This window comes from Burkholderia sp. SCN-KJ, from assembly GCF_024656005.1.
In the GTDB taxonomy this organism is placed as follows: Bacteria; Pseudomonadota; Gammaproteobacteria; order Burkholderiales; family Burkholderiaceae; genus Burkholderia.
Genome location: NZ_JANKOG010000001.1, coordinates 485,218 through 502,399, shown reverse-complemented (window position 1 = coordinate 502,399; position 17,182 = coordinate 485,218). Strand labels below are relative to the sequence as shown.

At 66.7% G+C, this 17,182-nt stretch carries 18 protein-coding genes; 9 read left to right on the top strand and 9 right to left on the bottom strand.

Features of this window, described 5'->3' with window-relative positions; genetic code table 11:
* Positions 1-123: 123 nt before the first annotated feature.
* The 3 genes from hrcA (at position 124) to NQV17_RS02325 (ending at position 2,835) form a co-directional block, all read left to right on the top strand.
* On the top strand, positions 124-1,146 hold the full coding sequence (gene hrcA / locus NQV17_RS02335; RefSeq protein ID WP_011544637.1) for a heat-inducible transcriptional repressor HrcA: 1,023 nt from the start codon (positions 124-126) through the stop codon (positions 1,144-1,146).
* A 138-nt stretch (positions 1,147-1,284) separates the two neighbouring features.
* Positions 1,285-2,349: a ferrochelatase gene (gene hemH / locus NQV17_RS02330; protein ID WP_257768438.1), complete on the top strand. Its 1,065-nt coding sequence runs from the start codon at positions 1,285-1,287 to the stop codon at positions 2,347-2,349.
* Between the two features lie 78 nt (positions 2,350-2,427).
* The gene (locus NQV17_RS02325) at positions 2,428-2,835 is read left to right on the top strand and encodes an RNA-binding S4 domain-containing protein (RefSeq protein WP_124487960.1); all 408 of its coding nucleotides are present in this window, start codon (positions 2,428-2,430) and stop codon (positions 2,833-2,835) included.
* Here the strand turns inward: NQV17_RS02325 and NQV17_RS02320 are convergent.
* Positions 2,807-2,968, bottom strand: a complete 162-nt coding sequence (locus tag NQV17_RS02320; protein WP_006476841.1) for a hypothetical protein — start codon at positions 2,966-2,968, stop codon at positions 2,807-2,809. The two genes, NQV17_RS02325 and NQV17_RS02320, sit on opposite strands and share 29 nt — an antisense overlap.
* A 350-nt stretch (positions 2,969-3,318) precedes the next feature.
* On the opposite strand from NQV17_RS02320, the gene grpE reads away from it, so the two are divergent.
* From grpE to NQV17_RS02295, 5 genes are all read left to right on the top strand, one after another.
* Entirely contained in the window at positions 3,319-3,864 is a 546-nt protein-coding gene (gene grpE / locus NQV17_RS02315) for a nucleotide exchange factor GrpE (RefSeq protein WP_044844047.1), read from the top strand.
* Between the two features lie 10 nt (positions 3,865-3,874).
* The gene (locus NQV17_RS02310) at positions 3,875-4,315 is read left to right on the top strand and encodes a thioredoxin family protein (RefSeq protein ID WP_257768435.1); all 441 of its coding nucleotides are present in this window, start codon (positions 3,875-3,877) and stop codon (positions 4,313-4,315) included.
* A 147-nt stretch (positions 4,316-4,462) separates the two neighbouring features.
* Positions 4,463-6,406, top strand: coding sequence for a molecular chaperone DnaK (gene dnaK / locus NQV17_RS02305; RefSeq protein ID WP_044844049.1), 1,944 nt, complete (start codon positions 4,463-4,465; stop codon positions 6,404-6,406).
* Positions 6,407-6,670: 264 nt separating this feature from the next.
* Complete coding sequence (gene dnaJ / locus NQV17_RS02300; RefSeq protein ID WP_044844050.1) at positions 6,671-7,807, top strand: molecular chaperone DnaJ; 1,137 nt, start codon at positions 6,671-6,673, stop codon at positions 7,805-7,807.
* 4 nt (positions 7,808-7,811) lie between these two features.
* The gene (locus NQV17_RS02295; RefSeq protein WP_257768431.1) at positions 7,812-9,749 is read left to right on the top strand and encodes a bifunctional anthranilate synthase component I family protein/class IV aminotransferase; all 1,938 of its coding nucleotides are present in this window, start codon (positions 7,812-7,814) and stop codon (positions 9,747-9,749) included.
* 7 nt (positions 9,750-9,756) lie between these two features.
* Here NQV17_RS02295 and NQV17_RS02290 read toward each other — a convergent pair whose 3' ends face one another.
* The 8 genes from NQV17_RS02290 to hda all read right to left on the bottom strand — a co-directional run bounded on the left by NQV17_RS02290 (position 9,757) and on the right by hda (position 15,854).
* Positions 9,757-10,203 carry an STY0301 family protein gene (locus NQV17_RS02290; protein ID WP_257768430.1) on the bottom strand — a complete coding sequence of 149 codons (447 nt, stop codon included), beginning with the start codon at positions 10,201-10,203 and terminating at the stop codon, positions 9,757-9,759.
* Positions 10,203-10,583: a BPSL0067 family protein gene (locus NQV17_RS02285; RefSeq protein WP_257768819.1), complete on the bottom strand. Its 381-nt coding sequence runs from the start codon at positions 10,581-10,583 to the stop codon at positions 10,203-10,205. Before NQV17_RS02285 ends, NQV17_RS02290 begins: the two co-directional genes overlap by 1 nt.
* Positions 10,584-10,769: 186 nt before the next feature.
* Entirely contained in the window at positions 10,770-11,585 is an 816-nt protein-coding gene (panB, locus tag NQV17_RS02280; protein ID WP_257768429.1) for a 3-methyl-2-oxobutanoate hydroxymethyltransferase, read from the bottom strand.
* Positions 11,586-11,628: 43 nt separating this feature from the next.
* Positions 11,629-12,315, bottom strand: coding sequence for a deoxynucleoside kinase (locus NQV17_RS02275; protein WP_044844053.1), 687 nt, complete (start codon positions 12,313-12,315; stop codon positions 11,629-11,631).
* A complete protein-coding gene (gene folK / locus NQV17_RS02270; protein ID WP_044844054.1) occupies positions 12,312-12,854 on the bottom strand; it encodes a 2-amino-4-hydroxy-6-hydroxymethyldihydropteridine diphosphokinase in 543 nt (180 codons plus the stop codon). Before folK ends, NQV17_RS02275 begins: the two co-directional genes overlap by 4 nt.
* A 35-nt stretch (positions 12,855-12,889) precedes the next feature.
* A complete protein-coding gene (gene pcnB, locus NQV17_RS02265; protein ID WP_257768428.1) occupies positions 12,890-14,425 on the bottom strand; it encodes a polynucleotide adenylyltransferase PcnB in 1,536 nt (511 codons plus the stop codon).
* A gap of 5 nt (positions 14,426-14,430) precedes the next feature.
* On the bottom strand, positions 14,431-15,108 hold the full coding sequence (locus NQV17_RS02260; RefSeq protein ID WP_044844056.1) for an HAD family phosphatase: 678 nt from the start codon (positions 15,106-15,108) through the stop codon (positions 14,431-14,433).
* An 11-nt stretch (positions 15,109-15,119) separates the two neighbouring features.
* The gene (gene hda / locus NQV17_RS02255; protein ID WP_257768427.1) at positions 15,120-15,854 is read right to left on the bottom strand and encodes a DnaA regulatory inactivator Hda; all 735 of its coding nucleotides are present in this window, start codon (positions 15,852-15,854) and stop codon (positions 15,120-15,122) included.
* Positions 15,855-16,101: 247 nt separating this feature from the next.
* Here hda and purM point away from each other — a divergent pair, with 247 nt between their 5' ends.
* Positions 16,102-17,157, top strand: a complete 1,056-nt coding sequence (gene purM, locus NQV17_RS02250; protein WP_014897998.1) for a phosphoribosylformylglycinamidine cyclo-ligase — start codon at positions 16,102-16,104, stop codon at positions 17,155-17,157.
* Positions 17,158-17,182: the final 25 nt, after the last annotated feature.

Sequence of the window (17,182 nt, the reverse complement as noted above, 5' to 3'; positions counted from 1 at the left end):
TTACACCATAGCTCGTTGACGAAAAGAACCGGCTGTGCGCGAACGGGGCCGGATCGGTCGGCCCGGGCGACAGTGGCCGCGGCCACTCGCCGTGCTCGCGCGGTTGCGCTAAAATTTTCCACCATGCTAGATCCTCGCGCACGAACCCTCCTGAAAACCCTGATCGAACGGTATATCGCCGACGGTCAGCCGGTCGGCTCGCGCACGTTGTCCCGTTATTCCGGGCTCGAACTGAGCCCGGCAACGATCCGCAACGTGATGTCCGACCTGGAGGAGCTCGGCCTCGTGTCGAGCCCGCACACGTCGGCCGGCCGCGTGCCGACGCCGCGCGGCTACCGGCTGTTCGTCGACACGATGCTGACGGTCGAGGCGCCGATCGACGCCGAGGCCGTCGCGCGCCAGGTGCAGAACACGCTGCAGGCAGGCGAACCGCAGCAGCGCGTCGTGGCGGCCGCGGCGAGCGTGCTGTCGAACCTGTCGCAGTTCGCGGGTGTCGTGCTGACGCCGCGCCGCAGCCACGTGTTCAAGCAGATCGAGTTCATGCGGCTGTCGGACAAGCGCATCCTGCTGATCATCGTCACGCCCGAGGGCGACGTGCAGAACCGGATGCTCGCGACGCCGCGCGACTATTCGCCGTCGCAGCTCACCGAGGCGTCCAACTACATCAACGCGCATTTCGCCGGGCTGTCGTTCGACGAGGTGCGCCGCCGCCTGCGCGACGAGATCGACCAGCTGCGCGGCGACATGACCACGCTGATGCATGCGGCCGTGACGGCCAGCACCGAGGTGCCCGACACCGAGGACACCGTGCTCATTTCCGGCGAGCGCAACCTGCTCGAAGTGGCGGATCTGTCGTCCGACATGGCGCGGCTGCGCAAGCTGTTCGACGTGTTCGACCAAAAGACGGGCCTCCTGCAATTGCTCGACGTGTCGAGCCACGCCCAGGGCGTGCAGATCTTCATCGGCGGCGAATCGACGCTCGTGCCGATCGAGGAAATGAGCGTCGTGACCGCGCCCTACGAGGTGAACGGCCAGATCGTCGGCACGCTCGGCGTGATCGGCCCGACCCGCATGGCGTACAACCGCGTGATCCCGATCGTCGACATCACCGCGCGGCTGCTGTCGCTCACGCTGAGCCAGCAGTAACCCGAACCGACACCGTCCCGCCATCGTGCCGCGGCGCCGTGCGCACCGCCAGTCGGCCGAACGGCCAGCCGACCCGGGCGAGACGGCCCGCTATAATTGAGGGCCGTCCGACTGCGTGCCCCGAGCACGTTCCTGCCCATGCGTTTCGATCTTGAGCCGCCTTCGAGCGTCGCGGCTGCCCATCGCATCGGCGTGCTGCTGATCAATCTCGGCACGCCCGACGCCCCGACGCCGCGCGCGGTGCGGCGCTATCTGGCCGAGTTCCTGTCGGATCCGCGCGTCGTCGAAATCCCGCAGGTCGTCTGGCAGGTGCTGCTGCGCACGCTGATCCTGCCGCTGCGCGGACGCGCATCCGCGAAGAAGTACGCGGCCGTCTGGATGCCTGAAGGCTCGCCGCTGCGCGTATACACCGAGCGCCAGACCGATGGCGTGCGCCACCTGCTCGCGTCGAACGGCTATCAGGTGACGGTCGACTACGCGATGCGCTACGGCAGCCCGGGCATTGCGCAGGCGCTCGCGCAGTTCAAGCGCGCGGGCGTCGAGCGCGTGCTGCTGATGCCGATGTACCCGCAATACTCCGCGTCCACCACCGCGACGGCATTCGATGCCGCGTTCGCCGCGCTCGCGCGGATGCGCAACCAGCCGGAAGTGCGCACGGTGCGGCACTACGCCGACCATCCGGCCTACATCCACGCGCTCGCCGAGCAGGTGCGCCAGTACTGGGCGCAGCACGGCCGGCCCGACTTCGCGGCCGGCGACAAGCTCGTGCTGAGTTTCCACGGCGTGCCGAAGCGCACGCTCGACCTGGGCGACCCCTATCACGACCAGTGCCAGCAGACGGGCGCGCTGCTGATGGCCGCGCTCGGGCTGTCGACGCTCGAATGCCGCGTGACGTTCCAGTCGCGCTTCGGCAAGGCCGAGTGGCTGCAGCCGTACACGGCGCCGACGCTGCGCGAACTCGGCGAGGCGGGCGTGCGGCGGGCCGACGTGTTCTGTCCCGGTTTCACGGCCGATTGTCTGGAGACGATCGAGGAGATCGGGATGGAGGTACGCGACGAGTTCATCGCGGGCGGCGGCCAGGCGTTCCACCGGATTCCGTGCCTGAACGGCGCGCCCGCGTGGATCGGCGCGGTGGGCGAGATCGTCGCCGAGAATCTGCAGGGCTGGCCGGTGAAGGCCGCGCAGCCCGAAACGGTGAACTGAAATGACGATACGACCGGTGCGTTCGGCACGGCGCGACGGTATGGCCGGCCGCGGCGGGGCGGCCCGGCGGAGGCTTGCATGAACTACAGGATTTCGACGGAACCCGGCGCGAAGCTGCGCATCGACAAATGGCTGTGGGCGGCCCGCTTCTTCAAGACGCGCTCGCTCGCATCCGACGCGGTCGACAAGGGCCACGTGAAGATCGGCGGCGCGGCGGTGAAGCCGGCCAAGGACGTGCGCGTCGGCGACGAGGTCGAGATTGCGATCGACGGTGTCGTCTGGCACATTGCCGTGCTGGGCATTTGCGACGTGCGCGGGCCCGCGAGCATCGCGCAGACGCTTTACGAGGAAACGGAAGCGGGGCGCGTCGCGCGGCTCGCCGAGCTGGAACGGCGTCGCACCTATCGCGAGCCGGCGGCGGAACTGCACGGCCGGCCGACCAAGCGCGACCGGCGCATCATCGACAGATTTTCTGGTGGGAGCTGAACATCTGGTCGAACGTCGCCCGCGCGCTGCCGTATTCGGTCGTGCGGTCGGTGACGGCTCCGGACAGGCAGATGGTGGTGGTGCCGGCAATCAGTACCAGCGCGACCACCGATATGGCAAAGGTCAGTTTCACGGTACGCGCCTCGATGGGACTGTGAATGCAGCGCCAGGTGGATGTCAGGCGCCGGTAAGCTAGGGTAAACACGCTTTTTCGACGCTTGAATGGAGTGTAGTGCACCCCCCTGTGCCGAGCTAGTACTTGCCTGGTAAGCGTTGTTACCGGTCGTTTCGTCCGATCCGGCGACAAATGCACGTAATCGGCGGCGCGCAGCGCGGTTGTTTCACGGCATTGGCGAATGCCGGTGAATAACCCCCTTGAAATCGCAGTTTTCGCCCTTATTTGCACCAACAATGTGCGGTGCCGCCGGCATACGGTCCGGCGGTTGCCGATTTGGCTTCAACCTCTAATCGACTTTCAGCGACATGGAAAACACGCAAGAGAACCCGGCTACCCAATCGGCCGAAGACATCGGCAGCGAGAAGCAGGCGGCGCAAGGCGCGGCGCCCGCCGCCGAAGCAGCCGACGCGGCGCTCGCGGAGGCTCAAGCCAAGGTCGCCGAGCTGCAGGAGAGCTTCCTGCGGGCGAAGGCCGAGACCGAGAACGTCCGCCGCCGCGCGCAGGAAGATGTCTCGAAGGCGCACAAGTTCGCGATCGAGGGCTTCGCGGAGCACCTGCTGCCCGTGCTGGACAGCCTCGAGGCCGCCGTCGGCGATACGTCCGGCGACATCACGAAGGTGCGCGAAGGCGTCGAACTGACGCTGCGCCAGCTGACGAGCGCGCTCGAGAAGGGCCGCGTCGTCGCGATCAACCCGGTCGGCGAGAAGTTCGATCCGCACCAGCACCAGGCGATTTCGATGGTGCCGGCCGAGCAGGAGCCGAACACCGTCGTGACCGTCCTGCAAAAGGGTTACATGATCGCCGACCGCGTGCTGCGCCCGGCGCTCGTCACGGTCGCCCAGCCGAAGTAAGGCCGGCGCGATGGTTCCCGCCGGCGTCGATCCGGCCGCGTTCGACGCGTTCGACATGCAGGCGCTGGCGGCCGACACGTTCGACGCCGCGATCGCCGGCGCCGGGGATGCGCTCGCCGTGGTGTTCTTCTGGGGCGTCGACTGCTTCAACTGCGAGATCGCCAAGAAGGCGATGCTCGCCCAGCCGGACGCGATCCGCGCGCTGGATCTGAAGTGGTTCCATTGCAACGTGTACGAACATCATGAGCTGGGGCGCCGCTTCGGCCTGCACGGCGTGCCGACGTGGTTCTTCTTCCACCGCGGCAAGCGGCTCGGCCGCGCGACCGGCTGGCATGGCCTCGCGCAGTTCCAGGCGGCGGTGTCGGCGGCGCGCGCGAAGATCGCCGCGGCGGCCGGCGCGCAGTCGGGCCGCGACACCGGTTCGTACGATCCGGCTACCGGCGGCGATTGAAAAAATTTAATATCCGCATCGCTTGGCGGGTCTTGAAAACGGATCGGCCGGACGCATTTCGGGAACAGAGTTGAATTCTGGCGCGCGAAACTGCCCAAAAACGCGGGGTTTCGCGCAGCAAACAAGCATTTCTGGAGATTAGGAAAAATGGGAAAGATCATCGGTATTGACCTCGGCACCACGAACTCGTGCGTCGCCATCATGGAAGGCAACCAGGTCAAGGTCATCGAGAACTCGGAAGGCACGCGCACGACGCCGTCGATCATCGCCTACATGGACGATAACGAAGTGCTCGTCGGCGCGCCGGCCAAGCGCCAGTCCGTGACCAACCCGAAGAACACGCTGTTCGCCGTGAAGCGCCTGATCGGCCGCCGCTTCGAAGAGAAGGAAGTCCAGAAGGACATCGGCCTGATGCCGTACGCGATCATCAAGGCCGACAACGGCGACGCATGGGTCGAAGCGCACGGCGAGAAGCTCGCGCCGCCGCAGGTATCGGCCGAAGTGCTGCGCAAGATGAAGAAGACGGCCGAAGACTACCTCGGCGAGCCGGTCACGGAAGCCGTGATCACGGTGCCGGCGTACTTCAACGACAGCCAGCGCCAGGCAACCAAGGATGCCGGCCGCATCGCGGGCCTCGAAGTCAAGCGGATCATCAACGAGCCGACGGCAGCCGCGCTCGCGTTCGGCCTCGACAAGGCCGAGAAGGGCGACCGCAAGATCGCCGTGTATGACCTCGGCGGCGGCACGTTCGACGTGTCGATCATCGAGATCGCGGACGTCGACGGCGAAATGCAGTTCGAAGTGCTGTCGACCAACGGCGACACGTTCCTCGGCGGCGAGGACTTCGACCAGCGCATCATCGATTACATCATCGGCGAGTTCAAGAAGGAGCAGGGCGTCGACCTGTCGAAGGACGTGCTCGCGCTGCAGCGCCTGAAGGAAGCCGCTGAAAAGGCGAAGATCGAGCTGTCGTCGAGCCAGCAGACCGAAATCAACCTGCCGTACATCACGGCCGACGCATCGGGTCCGAAGCACTTGAACCTGAAGATCACCCGCGCGAAGCTGGAAGCGCTGGTCGAGGACCTGGTCGAGCGCACGATCGAACCGTGCCGCATCGCGATCAAGGACGCCGGCGTCAAGGTGTCGGACATCGACGACGTGATCCTGGTCGGCGGCCAGACCCGCATGCCGAAGGTGCAGGAGAAGGTGAAGGAGTTCTTCGGCAAGGATCCGCGCCGTGACGTGAACCCGGACGAAGCCGTCGCGGTCGGCGCGGCGATCCAGGGCCAGGTCCTGTCGGGCGACCGCAAGGACGTGCTGCTGCTCGACGTGACCCCGCTGTCGCTCGGCATCGAGACGCTCGGCGGCGTGATGACGAAGATGATCAACAAGAACACGACGATCCCGACGAAGCACGCACAGGTGTATTCGACGGCGGACGACAACCAGTCGGCCGTGACGATCAAAGTGTTCCAGGGCGAACGCGAGATGGCGGCAGGCAACAAGCTGCTCGGCGAGTTCAACCTCGAAGGCATCCCGCCGTCGCCGCGCGGCGTGCCGCAGATCGAAGTGACTTTCGACATCGACGCGAACGGCATCCTGCACGTCGGCGCGAAGGACAAGGCGACCGGCAAGGAAAACAAGATCACGATCAAGGCGAACTCGGGCCTGTCCGACGCTGAAATCGACCAGATGATCAAGGACGCGGAAGCGAACGCAGCGGAAGACCACAAGCTGCGCGAGCTGGCTGATTCGCGCAACCAGGGCGACGCGCTGGTCCACAGCACGAAGAAGGCGCTCACCGAGTACGGCGACAAGCTGGACGCGGGCGAGAAGGAAAAGATCGAAGCGGCGCTGAAGTCGCTCGAGGACGTGCTGAAGGATACGTCGGCCGACAAGGCGGCGATCGACGCGAAGGTCGAGGAACTCGGTCAGGCTTCGCAGAAGCTCGGCGAAAAGATGTACGCCGACATGCAGGCGCAGCAGGCCGGCGCGGCGGGTGCAGCGGAAGGCGCGGCCCAGGCGGGCGGTGCGCAGCAGGCTGCCGACGACGTCGTCGACGCCGAGTTCAAGGAAGTGAAGAAGGACTAAGCCGGGTTGCAATGGCACCGTACGCCGCGCGTGGAAACGCGCGCGGCGCGGTTGGCCAACGACTGAAAGCGGTCTGTCTTTCCTTCCGGATGGCCGGATCGACTCCACGCCTGGCGGGCTTCGCGGCCCTCCGGGCACATTTGTTTTTTGGCGGGTGCTGCGCGAGCCGTCCGCGGACGGCGCAGCGCCAGACGAGTCGAGAGACTTTACTGCGGGCGAAAGGAGCCGCCGCGTGCGTGACGCGCGACGGCACAGTGAATCGATATGGCGAAACGGGATTACTACGAGGTTCTGGGCGTCGCGAAGAACGCGAGCGACGACGAAATCAAGAAGGCGTATCGCAAGCTTGCGATGAAGTATCACCCTGACCGCAATCCGGACAACAAGGATGCGGAAGAGCATTTCAAGGAGGCGAAGGAAGCCTATGAAATGCTGTCGGACGACCAGAAGCGCGCGGCGTACGACCAGTACGGCCACGCGGGCGTCGATCCGAACATGGGCGGTGCGGGCGCACAGGGTTTCGGCGGCTTCGCGGATGCGTTCGGCGACATCTTCGGCGACATCTTCGGCCAGGCCGCGGGCGGTGCCGCACGCGGCGGCCGCGGCGGTCCGCAGGTGTATCGCGGCGCCGACCTGCGCTACAGCATGGAAATCACGCTCGAGCAGGCCGCGCACGGCTACGACACGCAGATCCGCGTGCCGAGCTGGGTGTCGTGCGAAGTCTGTCACGGGTCGGGCGCGAAGCCCGGCACGAAGCCGGAAACCTGCCCGACCTGTCACGGCCAGGGCACGGTGCGCATGTCGCAGGGTTTCTTCAGCATCCAGCAGACCTGCCCGAAGTGCCACGGCACCGGCACCTACATCCCGGAACCGTGCGTGCACTGCCACGGCTCGGGCAAGGTGAAGGAAACCAAGACGCTCGAAGTGAAGATCCCGGCCGGCATCGACGACGGGATGCGGATCCGCTCCGCCGGCAACGGCGAGCCGGGTATCAACGGCGGGCCGCCGGGCGACCTGTACGTCGAGATCCACATCAAGCCGCACTCGGTGTTCGAGCGCGACGGCGACGATCTCCACTGCCAGATGCCGATCCCGTTCACGACCGCCGCACTGGGCGGCGAGATCGAGGTGCCGACGCTGGCCGGCCGTGCGTCGTTCCCGGTGCCGGAAGGCACGCAGTCGGGCAAGACGTTCCGCCTGCGCGGCAAGGGGATCAAGGGTCTGCGTTCGAGCATCGCGGGCGATCTGTACGTACACGTGCAGGTCGAGACGCCCGTGAAGCTGACCGACCAGCAGCGCGACCTGCTCAAGCAGTTCGAGAAGTCGCTGGCCGAGGGCGGTGCGCGTCACAGCCCGCAGAGCAAGAGCTGGTTCGACCGGGTGAAGAGCTTCTTCGAGTAACGGCATGACTGAAGGCAACGAGAGCGCGTCGTTCGCGCTCTTGGACGATTGCGACTCGACCGCGTCCACGCGGTCGAGTCGTTTGTATTCCGGTTTCGTGCGCGAACGCGTGTGCACGGATCCGGCACGGCTCGACGAAGTCGATGCGGCGGTGGCGCAGGATCTGCGCGACGGGCTGCATGCGATCGTCGTCGGCGACTACGAATTCGGACGCAATCTGGACAGAGCGCAGCCGGGCCATGCCCCGCTGCGCTTTTTGCTGTATGCGCGCTGCGAGCGCCTGTCGCGCGACGAAGTCGATGCGTGGCTCGCGCAGCAGGACGGCGGCGGCCCGCCGTCGATCGCGGGCGTCGCGCACGTCGCGAAGAGCGTGTCGCGCGACGCGTTCGACGCGGCGATCGCCGCGGTGCACGACGCGCTGCGGGCGGGCGATTCGTACCAGATCAACTACACGTACCGGCTGAATTTCGACATGTTCGGCACGCCGCTCGCGCTGTACCGGCGGCTGCGCGCGCGTCAGCCCGTGCGTTACGGCGCGCTGATCGCGCTGCCCGACGGCGCGTGGGTCGTGTCGTGCTCGCCGGAGCTGTTCGTCGAGAAGCACGGCGACCTGCTGCGCGCGCGGCCGATGAAGGGCACCGCGCCGCGCTCGGCCGATCCGCGCGACGATGCGGCGGCTGCCGCGTTCCTCGCGAACGATCCGAAGAACCGCGCGGAAAACGTGATGATCGTCGACCTGCTGCGCAACGACGTGTCGCGGATCGCGCGCACGGGCACGGTCAAGGTGCCGGCGCTGTTCTCGGTCGAGCCGTATGCGTCGGTGTGGCAGATGACGTCGACGGTCGAGGCCGGCTGGCGCGACGGCACCACGTTCGCGCAGATGCTGCGTGCGCTGTTTCCGTGCGGATCGATCACCGGTGCGCCGAAGCACAAGACGATGGAACTGATCGACGCGATCGAGTCGACGCCGCGCGGGCTCTATACGGGCGCGATCGGCTGGCTCGATGCGCCGAAGGAAGGCCCTTCGGCAGGCGCTGCGGTGCCCGACGGCGTGGCCGGCTGTGGCGATTTCTGCCTGTCGGTCGCGATCCGGACGCTGATGCTCGATGCGATCGCCGTCGATGCGGCCGCAACGATCGACACGCGTGACGCGGCAGCGGCCGCCGGTGGTCGGCGGCGCGGCACGATGGGTGTCGGTGCGGGCATCGTGCTCGACAGCGTCGCCGCCGACGAATATGCGGAGTGCGAATTGAAAGCGCGATTCCTGACCGATGCCGATCCCGGCTTCCAGTTGTTCGAAACCACGGCCGCGACACGTGCGGACGGCATCCGGCATCTCGAGCGCCATCTCGCGCGGCTGCAGCGCAGCGCGGATGCGTTCGGCTTCCGCCTCGACGCCGATGCGTTGCGCCGCGAGATCGACGCGCGTTGCGCGGCGCTCGACGGCGACGGGCCGTACCGGATGAAGCTCGCGCTTGCGAAGGACGGCACGGTCGACATCACGGCCGCGGCGCTGAAGCCGCTGCCCGCGGGGCCGGTCGGCGTGATGCTCGCGTCCGCGCACGGCTTCGCGCCGACCCGCGCGGACGATGCGCTGCTGCTGCACAAGACGACGCGCCGTGCCGAATACGACCGCGCGTGGCAGGCGGCGGAAGCGCTCGGCGGCTTCGACATGCTGTTCGTCAACGAGCGCGGCGAGGTGACCGAAGGCGGGCGGTCGAATGTGTTCGTGAAGCGTGATGGCGTGTGGTTGACGCCGCCGTTGTCGTGCGGCGTGCTGCCCGGCGTGATGCGCGGTGTGCTGCTCGACGATCCGGCGCTAGGCGCAAAAGAGTGTGTGCTGACGCTCGACGATGTGCTGAACGCAGACGAGTTGATGATCTGCAATGCGTTGCGCGGGTCGGTCGCGGCGCGGCTGATTCAAGGCAGCGCACCGGCCTGAACGCGGATTACTTCCGCGGCGTGCATTGCCAGCTTTGTACGATGGCGTGCCCACGCCTGTAACGCGCGACGCAAGTCTGTGCCTGTCTGCCGAGCGGTCGTGCGATCACGACGCTCGTATTCCCGTAGTCGCATGAGACCCAGTAATCCTCACGGTTTTCAGCGAGCGACCAGGTATAGACGTCGCTTTTGGGTTCGGAGCGCGAGCGGTTCGGCAGCAAGGACATCATCCGGTCCGGCGGCCCTGACCAGAAGGTGACGCTGGCAAGCGGGTAGGTGCTTTGCGTGTCGAAGCTTTTCCAGCCATCGGGTGGTTGACCGTCGAGCCGCTGGGTAACGGCAACGCGTGCGGGGCAGTCTGCGGTCGCAGCGGACGCGGGTAATGCGACGAGCGGACTGCATGCGAGCGCGGCGATGGCGAGCAGCCGATACGGTGTTTGGCGGATGAGCGTCATTATTTCACGACCGAAAATGCATCGGCGTTATTGCTCGGATCGATGTAACGGCCATTTTTGTCCTTGCCTTTGAACGGAATGCATCTTCTCTGAATTGCCTTGAGTGAGCGCCATTGTTCAACGACGTGGATACCGCGCACATCCTGGCCCAGATAGAACGCCGCGTGATTGCCATGCGATCGGCTTGGGTAGCGATCGTTCTCGAAAGTCGCAATGACGGTACCGGCGCGGATACTCCCGTCGCCGCCTATCTTTTTTTCTGGGCGCCAGATGGCGGTGGGGCCGACGGAAGTATAAATTTTGACCAGCGCGACGCATTCTCCGTCGCCTGCCAGCTTTTGCCCGACGAGGTCAGCCGCCTTTTCATACACATGCGCCATCTTTTCCACTCCTTCGATCGACGAAGGTTTGATGGTCGCAGCGACTAAGGTGTGCAGGAATAGGACGAGTTAGAAAGTACGCGCTGTTCGTCATGCACTACGAGAAACGGCGCACCGCATCGCGGCCACGTCAGCGAGTGTGCCGCAGCAAGCGCCGACCGCGCGCCACGGCACGCCCGTCCCGCGTCAGAACGAGTGTTCCGGGCCCGGGAACGTGCGGTCCTTCACCGCGCTCACATACGCCTCGACGGCCGCCTGGATGTTCGGCTGGCCCTGCATGAAATCCTTCACGAAACGCGGCCGCTTGCCGGGGAAGATGCCGAGCATGTCGTGCAGCACCAGCACCTGGCCCGAGCAATCGAGGCCCGCACCGATGCCGATCGTCGGGATCTTCAGCATGTGCGTGACTTCGGACGCGACGAGCGTCGGCACCGCTTCGAGCACCACGAGCTGCGCGCCCGCATCTTCGATCGCCCGCGCATCGCGCAGCAGCTGCGCGGCGCCGGCTTCCGTTCGGCCCTGCACCTTGAAGCCGCCGAACGCATGCACCGACTGCGGCGTGAGGCCGAGGTGCGCGCACACCGGCACCGAGCGTTCGACGAGGAAGCGGATCGTGTCGGCGAGCCATTCGCCGCCTTCGAGCTTCACCATCTGCGCGCCGGCGCGCATCAGCGTGACCGCGTTCGCGAACGCCTCGGCCGGCGTGCCGTATGTGCCGAACGGCAGATCGGCGACGACGAGCGCGCGCGACTGCACGCGCGCGACGCATGCGGTGTGGTACGCGATGTCGTCGAGCGACACCGGGAGCGTGGTCGTGTGGCCCTGCAGCACGTTGCCGAGCGAATCGCCGATCAGCAGCACGTCGGTGCCGGCGCGATCGAGCAGCGCGGAAAAGCTCGCGTCATAGCAGGTGAGCATCGCGATCTTCTCGTCGGCTTCGCGCATTGCCTGCAGCTTGGGCACCGTGACGGCAGGCCGGCTCGATTCCTGGAGATAGGTCATGGGAAATCCGGTTCGATGGGGAGGAACGACAGGCGAGGACGCGTCAGCGCGTCGTCTCGCCCTTGACGAAGAATTCCTTGCGGCCGCGCATCGTGTCGATGCGCTCGACCAGCAGCGCGAGGTCTTCGGGGGAATCCAGCGGGTTCAGGTGTTCGGCTGCGACCGTCAGCACCGGCGTGCGGTCGTAGTGATAGAAGAATTCGTTGTATGCATCGACGAGCGAGCGCAGGTACGCGTCGCTGATCTGCAGCTCCATCGGCAGCCCGCGCTTCTGGATGCGCGAGAACAACACCTCGGGGCTCGCCTGCAGATAGACGACGAGATCGGGCGCGGGTGCCTGCGGCACGTCGAGGTGCGTCGCGATCGACCGGTACAGCTGCCATTCGTCTTCCGGCAGGTTCAGCCGCGCGAAGATGTCGTTTTTCTGCGGCATGAAATCGGCGACGACGGGCCGGCCTGTATCGAGCGCGCCGATCAGTTCGCGCGCCTGCTGCGCGCGCTGCAGCGCGAACGACAGCTGCGCGGGCAGCGCATAGCGCGCGGTGTCGCGATAGAAGCGTTCGAGGAACGGGTTGTCCTGCGGGCGTTCGAGCAGCGCCTGCATCGACCAGCGCTCGGCGAAGAGGCGCGCGAGTGTCGTCTTGCCGACGCCGATCGGGCCTTCGATCACGAGGTAGCGATGCGGGGCGCGCAGGTCGGGCGCGGTGACGGTCAGCGGAGTGGTGTTCATCGGCAGGGGTTCTTGTCGGCGTCAGCGCCGGCGGCAAGGGCCTTCTGCATCAGGCATTGGCAGGTCTGCACCTTCTCGACGCGCTGATCGGCGACGGCGGCGAGGAACGCATCGGCGCGGCCGCGCGCGGGGATGTCGAGCGCCGGTTCGATTTCGACGAGCGGCACGAGCGCGAATGCGCGATCGGTGAGGCGCGGATGCGGGACGATCAGGTCGGGTTCGTCGATCGAATCGGAGCCGAACAGCAGGATGTCGAGGTCGAGCGTACGCGGCGCGTTGCGATACGGGCGCTCGCGCCCGAAGTGATGTTCGATCTTCTGGCAGAGCGCGAGCAGCTCCCGGGCCGACAGCGTCGTGTCGAGCTTGACGACGCAGTTGTAGTAATCGTCGCCGCCCGCTTCGAAGGGCGCCGTGCGATACAGGCTCGATTTGCCGAGGATCGAGATGGTGCGCTGCTGCGCGAGGCACACCACCGCGTCCTTCAGGGTCTGGCGCGCATCGCCGAGATTCGCCCCCAGTCCGATATATGCAACCGTCATGGCATCACTTCCTACGTCGTTCGCCGGCGAGCGCGTCAGTCGTCGGAACCGCCCGCGGTGTCCGGCGCCTGCTCGGCGGCGCCTTCGCCCGGCTTGCGGTTTCGCGCACCGCCGCGGCGGCGCCGCTTGCGGGGCGATTTTTCCTTCGAGCCGCCCTGCGTGAGGAGTGCCTCACGGGCGGCCGCGTCGCCTTCGATGAAATCCGTCCACCACTGTCCGACTTCCGCATCGAGCTCGCCGGATTCGCAGCGTAACAGGAGGAAATCATACCCCGCTCTAAACCTTTGGTGTTCCAGCAGCCGCATCGCGCTGCGGCCCGAGCGTTTTTCGAGGCGCAGTTGCAGGCCCCAGATCTCGCGCATGTCGGCCGAGTAGCGCTTGTGGATCGCGAGCTTCTCGGTCTGCATGTCGAGCACGTCGTCCATCGCGCGATGGAGCGCCGGCACCGGGATTTCGCCCTCCGCCGTGTATTGCTCGAAGCGCTGGCGCATGTCGTGCCACAGCAGCGTCGCGAACAGGAAGCCCGGCGACACCGGCTTGCCGGCGCGCACGCGCGCGTCGGTGTTGTTCAGCGCGAGCGTGATGAACTTCTCGCCCTGCGGCTGCTCGAGGACGACGTCGAGGAGCGGCAGCAGCCCGTGGTGCAGGCCTTCCTTGCGCAGCTGCTGCAGGCACGCGAGCGCGTGGCCCGACAGCAGCAGCTTCAGCATTTCGTCGAACAGGCGCGCGGCCGGCACGTTGTTGATCAGGTCGGCGAGCGCGTTGATCGGCTCGCGCGTGTGCGGCTCGATCTCGAAGCCGAGCTTCGCCGCGAAGCGCACGACGCGCAGCATCCGCACCGGATCCTCGCGGAAGCGCGTGGCCGGGTCGCCGATCATCCGCAACAGGCGGGCGCGCATGTCGGTCATCCCGTCGTGGTAGTCGAGCACCGTCTGCGTCGACGGGTCGTAGTACATCGCGTTGATCGTGAAGTCGCGGCGCGCGGCATCTTCGTGCTGTTCGCCCCACACGTTGTCGCGCAGCACGCGGCCGCTCGCGTCCACCGCATGCGTGCGGCGGTCGAGCTCGTCGCGCTTCAGGCGCCTCGGCGGCTCGGCCGCGGCGGCTTCGGGCGGCGCGTCGACCAGCGCGCGGAACGTCGACACCTCGATCAGTTCCTGGCCGAACTGCACGTGGACGATCTGGAAGCGGCGGCCGATCAGGCGCGCGCGGCGGAACAGGCGCTGCACCTCGGTCGGCGTCGCGTCGGTCGCGACGTCGAAGTCCTTCGGCGCGATGCCGAGCAGCAGGTCGCGCACGGCGCCGCCGACGATGAACGCGCGAAAGCCCGCCTGCTGCAGCGTGTCGGTCACGCGCACGGCGTTCCGCGAGATCAGCGACGGATCGATCTGGTGCACGCTGGCCGGCACGACGGTCGGCTCGTGGTTGCTGCGCGCCTTCCTGGCGCCGCCGCCGCGGCTCCCCTTCGCGGGGCGCGGGGCAGGGGCCGTTTCGACGGCGGGCGCCTCGACGGGCGACGTGTGTTCGGCGCCGTCCTGGCCGAGCAGCTTGCGAATGAATTTTTTGATCACGACGTTCAGAAGAGATCGAGGATGCGCCAGCCGCGGTCGCTTGCATGCGCACGCAGCGTGTCGTCGGGGTTGGTCGCGATCGGGTCGGTGACTTTCTCGAGCAACGGGATGTCGTTGTGCGAGTCGCTGTAGAAGTAGCTGTGTTCGAAGTCGTCCCAGTGCTTGCCGAGCGACGCGAGCCACGCTTCGGTGCGCACGATCTTGCCTTCGCGATAGCTCGGCGTGCCGGTCGGCCGGCCCGTGTACGGCGAGTCGGGATGGCCGTCGGTCGTTTCGACCTCGCACGCGATCAGCGTGTCGACGCCAAACGCGGTCGCGATCGGACGCGTGATGAACTCGTTGGTCGCGGTCACGACGCAGCACAGGTCGCCGGCATCGAGGTGCTTGCGCACGAGTTCGAGCGCGGCGGGCGTCATCGCGGGGCGGATCACCTCGTGCATGTACTGCTCGTGCCATTCGGCCAGCTGCGCGCGCGAATACTTCGCGAGCGGCGTGAGCATCGCGCACAGGTACGCATGGATGTCGAGCTTGCCGGCCTTGTAGTCGGCGAAGAACTGATCGTTCTGACGCGAGAAGCTTTCCGCGTCGACGATGCCGAGCTTCACCATGAAGCGGCCCCATTCGTGGTCGCTATCGGTCGGGATCAGCGTGTGATCGAGGTCAAAGAGTGCCAGATTAGTCATGGAAGCGCATTTTACTCGAAGCGGTTCGGGCCTGTGCCCGGTGGTGCGATGTCGTCGCCGGGGCGGGCCAGCATCCGGCGCAGCAGCGGCAGCGTGACGGCGCGTTTCTGCTCGAGCGAGAAGCGGTCGAGCGCGTCGAGCAGCGCCATCAGGCTCGGCATGTCGCGGCGGAAATGGGTGAGCAGGTAAGCGGCGATGTCGTCGGTGAGCGCGATCCCGCGCTCCTTTGCCGCGAGCTTCAGTACGGCGATCTTGCCGGCGTCGGACGGCGGCGACAGGTGGAACACGAGCCCCCAGCCGAGGCGCGTGCGCAGATCCTCGCGCACGTCGAGCGCGAGCGGCGCCGCGGGGCCTGCCGCGACGAACGCGCTCGACGGGTGCGCGCGGACCTCGTTGAACAGGTTGAACAGCGCGACCTGCTGCGCGTCGCTCATCTTGTCGCAGTCGTCGATCGCGTAGATGCCGATGCGCGGGTCGAACGTGAACGCGCCGAGCGGGCTTTGCGGCGTCAGGTAGCGCGCGTAGCCGTACGACGCGTCGCTCACGAGCGCCTGCAGCAGGTGGGTGCGGCCGCTGCCGGGCTCGCCCCAGATGTAGAACGACCGGTCCGGCACGGGCCCCGCCGCGAGCGCGAGGTCGAGCTTCTGGAGCCGCGAGATGAGCTCGTCGTTCTCCTCATTCATGATGAAGTTGTCGAACGTGGCGGGCGGCGGCGTGCCGAGATCGAGCGTCAGTTGACGGGACACAACAGTCACAATGCAGGTCGGTTGATGAAACGCGCGCCGTACGCCGGGCACGCGCGGGGGGCTGCTCCGGTGCCGGAACACGCGGCCGCACGCACGGCGGCGCGCGGTTTCCGGCGCGGCTCGCGGGGCGATGAAAACGGGGACGTGTCGACCAAGATGCAATCCCTGACGATTCGGTGCTGGGAATTCCGGCCAACGGGCCGGCTTCGGGTAAAATCGCATTTTACCGACCTTCTCGCATTCCCCCATGAATCCTCCGAAATCCGCTCCCGACGCCCAAGGTCTGTCCTACCGCGACGCAGGCGTCGACATCGACGCGGGCGACGCGCTCATCGACAAGATCAAGCCTTTTGCGAAGAAAACCCTGCGCGACGGCGTGCTCGGCGGCATCGGCGGGTTCGGCGCGCTGTTCGAAGTGCCGAAGAAGTACCAGGAGCCCGTGCTCGTGTCGGGCACCGACGGCGTCGGCACCAAGCTCAAGCTGGCCTTTCATCTGAACAAACACGACACCGTCGGCCAGGATCTGGTGGCGATGAGCGTGAACGACATCCTCGTGCAGGGCGCCGAGCCGCTGTTCTTCCTCGATTACTTCGCGTGCGGCAAGCTCGACGTCGACACGGCCGCGACCGTCGTCAAGGGTATCGCGCATGGTTGCGAACTGTCGGGCTGCGCGCTGATCGGCGGTGAAACGGCCGAAATGCCGGGCATGTACCCGGACGGCGAATACGACCTGGCCGGTTTCGCGGTCGGCGCGGTCGAGAAGAGCAAGATCATCGACGGCAGCACGATCGCCGAAGGCGACGTGGTGCTCGGCCTCGCGTCGAGCGGCATCCACTCGAACGGCTTCTCGCTCGTGCGCAAGATCATCGAGCGCGCGAACCCCGACCTGTCGGCTGATTTCCACGGCCGCTCGCTGGCCGACACGCTGATGGCGCCGACGCGCATCTACGTGAAGCCGCTGCTCGCGCTGATGCAGAAGCTGTCGGTGAAGGGCATGGCCCACATCACCGGCGGCGGCCTTGTCGAGAACATTCCGCGCGTGCTGCGCGAAGGCCTCACGGCCGAGCTCGACCAGAACGCATGGCCGCTGCCGCCGCTGTTCAAGTGGCTGCAGGAGCACGGCGGCGTCGCCGACGCGGAAATGCACCGCGTGTTCAACTGCGGGATCGGGATGGCCGTGATCGTCTCGGCAGCCGATGCCGACGCGGCGATCGCCGACCTGACGGCCGCCGGCGAACAGGTGTGGAAGATCGGCACCGTGCGTGCGAGCCGCGAAGGCGAGGCGCAGACGGTCGTGGTCTGACGCAGCGCACGCAGGATGCAGCAAG

What these genes read in the sequence shown, in the direction of transcription:
- hrcA (WP_011544637.1), top strand. Translation starts at nt 124, where the DNA reads ATGCTAGATCCTCGCGCACGAACCCTCCTGAAAACCCTGATCGAACGG.
- hemH (WP_257768438.1), top strand. Translation starts at nt 1,285, where the DNA reads ATGCGTTTCGATCTTGAGCCGCCTTCGAGCGTCGCGGCTGCCCATCGC.
- NQV17_RS02325 (WP_124487960.1), top strand. Translation starts at nt 2,428, where the DNA reads ATGAACTACAGGATTTCGACGGAACCCGGCGCGAAGCTGCGCATCGAC.
- grpE (WP_044844047.1), top strand. Translation starts at nt 3,319, where the DNA reads ATGGAAAACACGCAAGAGAACCCGGCTACCCAATCGGCCGAAGACATC.
- NQV17_RS02310 (WP_257768435.1), top strand. Translation starts at nt 3,875, where the DNA reads ATGGTTCCCGCCGGCGTCGATCCGGCCGCGTTCGACGCGTTCGACATG.
- dnaK (WP_044844049.1), top strand. Translation starts at nt 4,463, where the DNA reads ATGGGAAAGATCATCGGTATTGACCTCGGCACCACGAACTCGTGCGTC.
- dnaJ (WP_044844050.1), top strand. Translation starts at nt 6,671, where the DNA reads ATGGCGAAACGGGATTACTACGAGGTTCTGGGCGTCGCGAAGAACGCG.
- NQV17_RS02295 (WP_257768431.1), top strand. Translation starts at nt 7,812, where the DNA reads ATGACTGAAGGCAACGAGAGCGCGTCGTTCGCGCTCTTGGACGATTGC.
- NQV17_RS02290 (WP_257768430.1), bottom strand. Translation starts at nt 10,203, where the DNA reads ATGACGCTCATCCGCCAAACACCGTATCGGCTGCTCGCCATCGCCGCG.
- NQV17_RS02285 (WP_257768819.1), bottom strand. Translation starts at nt 10,583, where the DNA reads ATGGCGCATGTGTATGAAAAGGCGGCTGACCTCGTCGGGCAAAAGCTG.
- panB (WP_257768429.1), bottom strand. Translation starts at nt 11,585, where the DNA reads ATGACCTATCTCCAGGAATCGAGCCGGCCTGCCGTCACGGTGCCCAAG.
- NQV17_RS02275 (WP_044844053.1), bottom strand. Translation starts at nt 12,315, where the DNA reads ATGAACACCACTCCGCTGACCGTCACCGCGCCCGACCTGCGCGCCCCG.
- folK (WP_044844054.1), bottom strand. Translation starts at nt 12,854, where the DNA reads ATGACGGTTGCATATATCGGACTGGGGGCGAATCTCGGCGATGCGCGC.
- NQV17_RS02260 (WP_044844056.1), bottom strand. Translation starts at nt 15,108, where the DNA reads ATGACTAATCTGGCACTCTTTGACCTCGATCACACGCTGATCCCGACC.
- purM (WP_014897998.1), top strand. Translation starts at nt 16,102, where the DNA reads ATGAATCCTCCGAAATCCGCTCCCGACGCCCAAGGTCTGTCCTACCGC.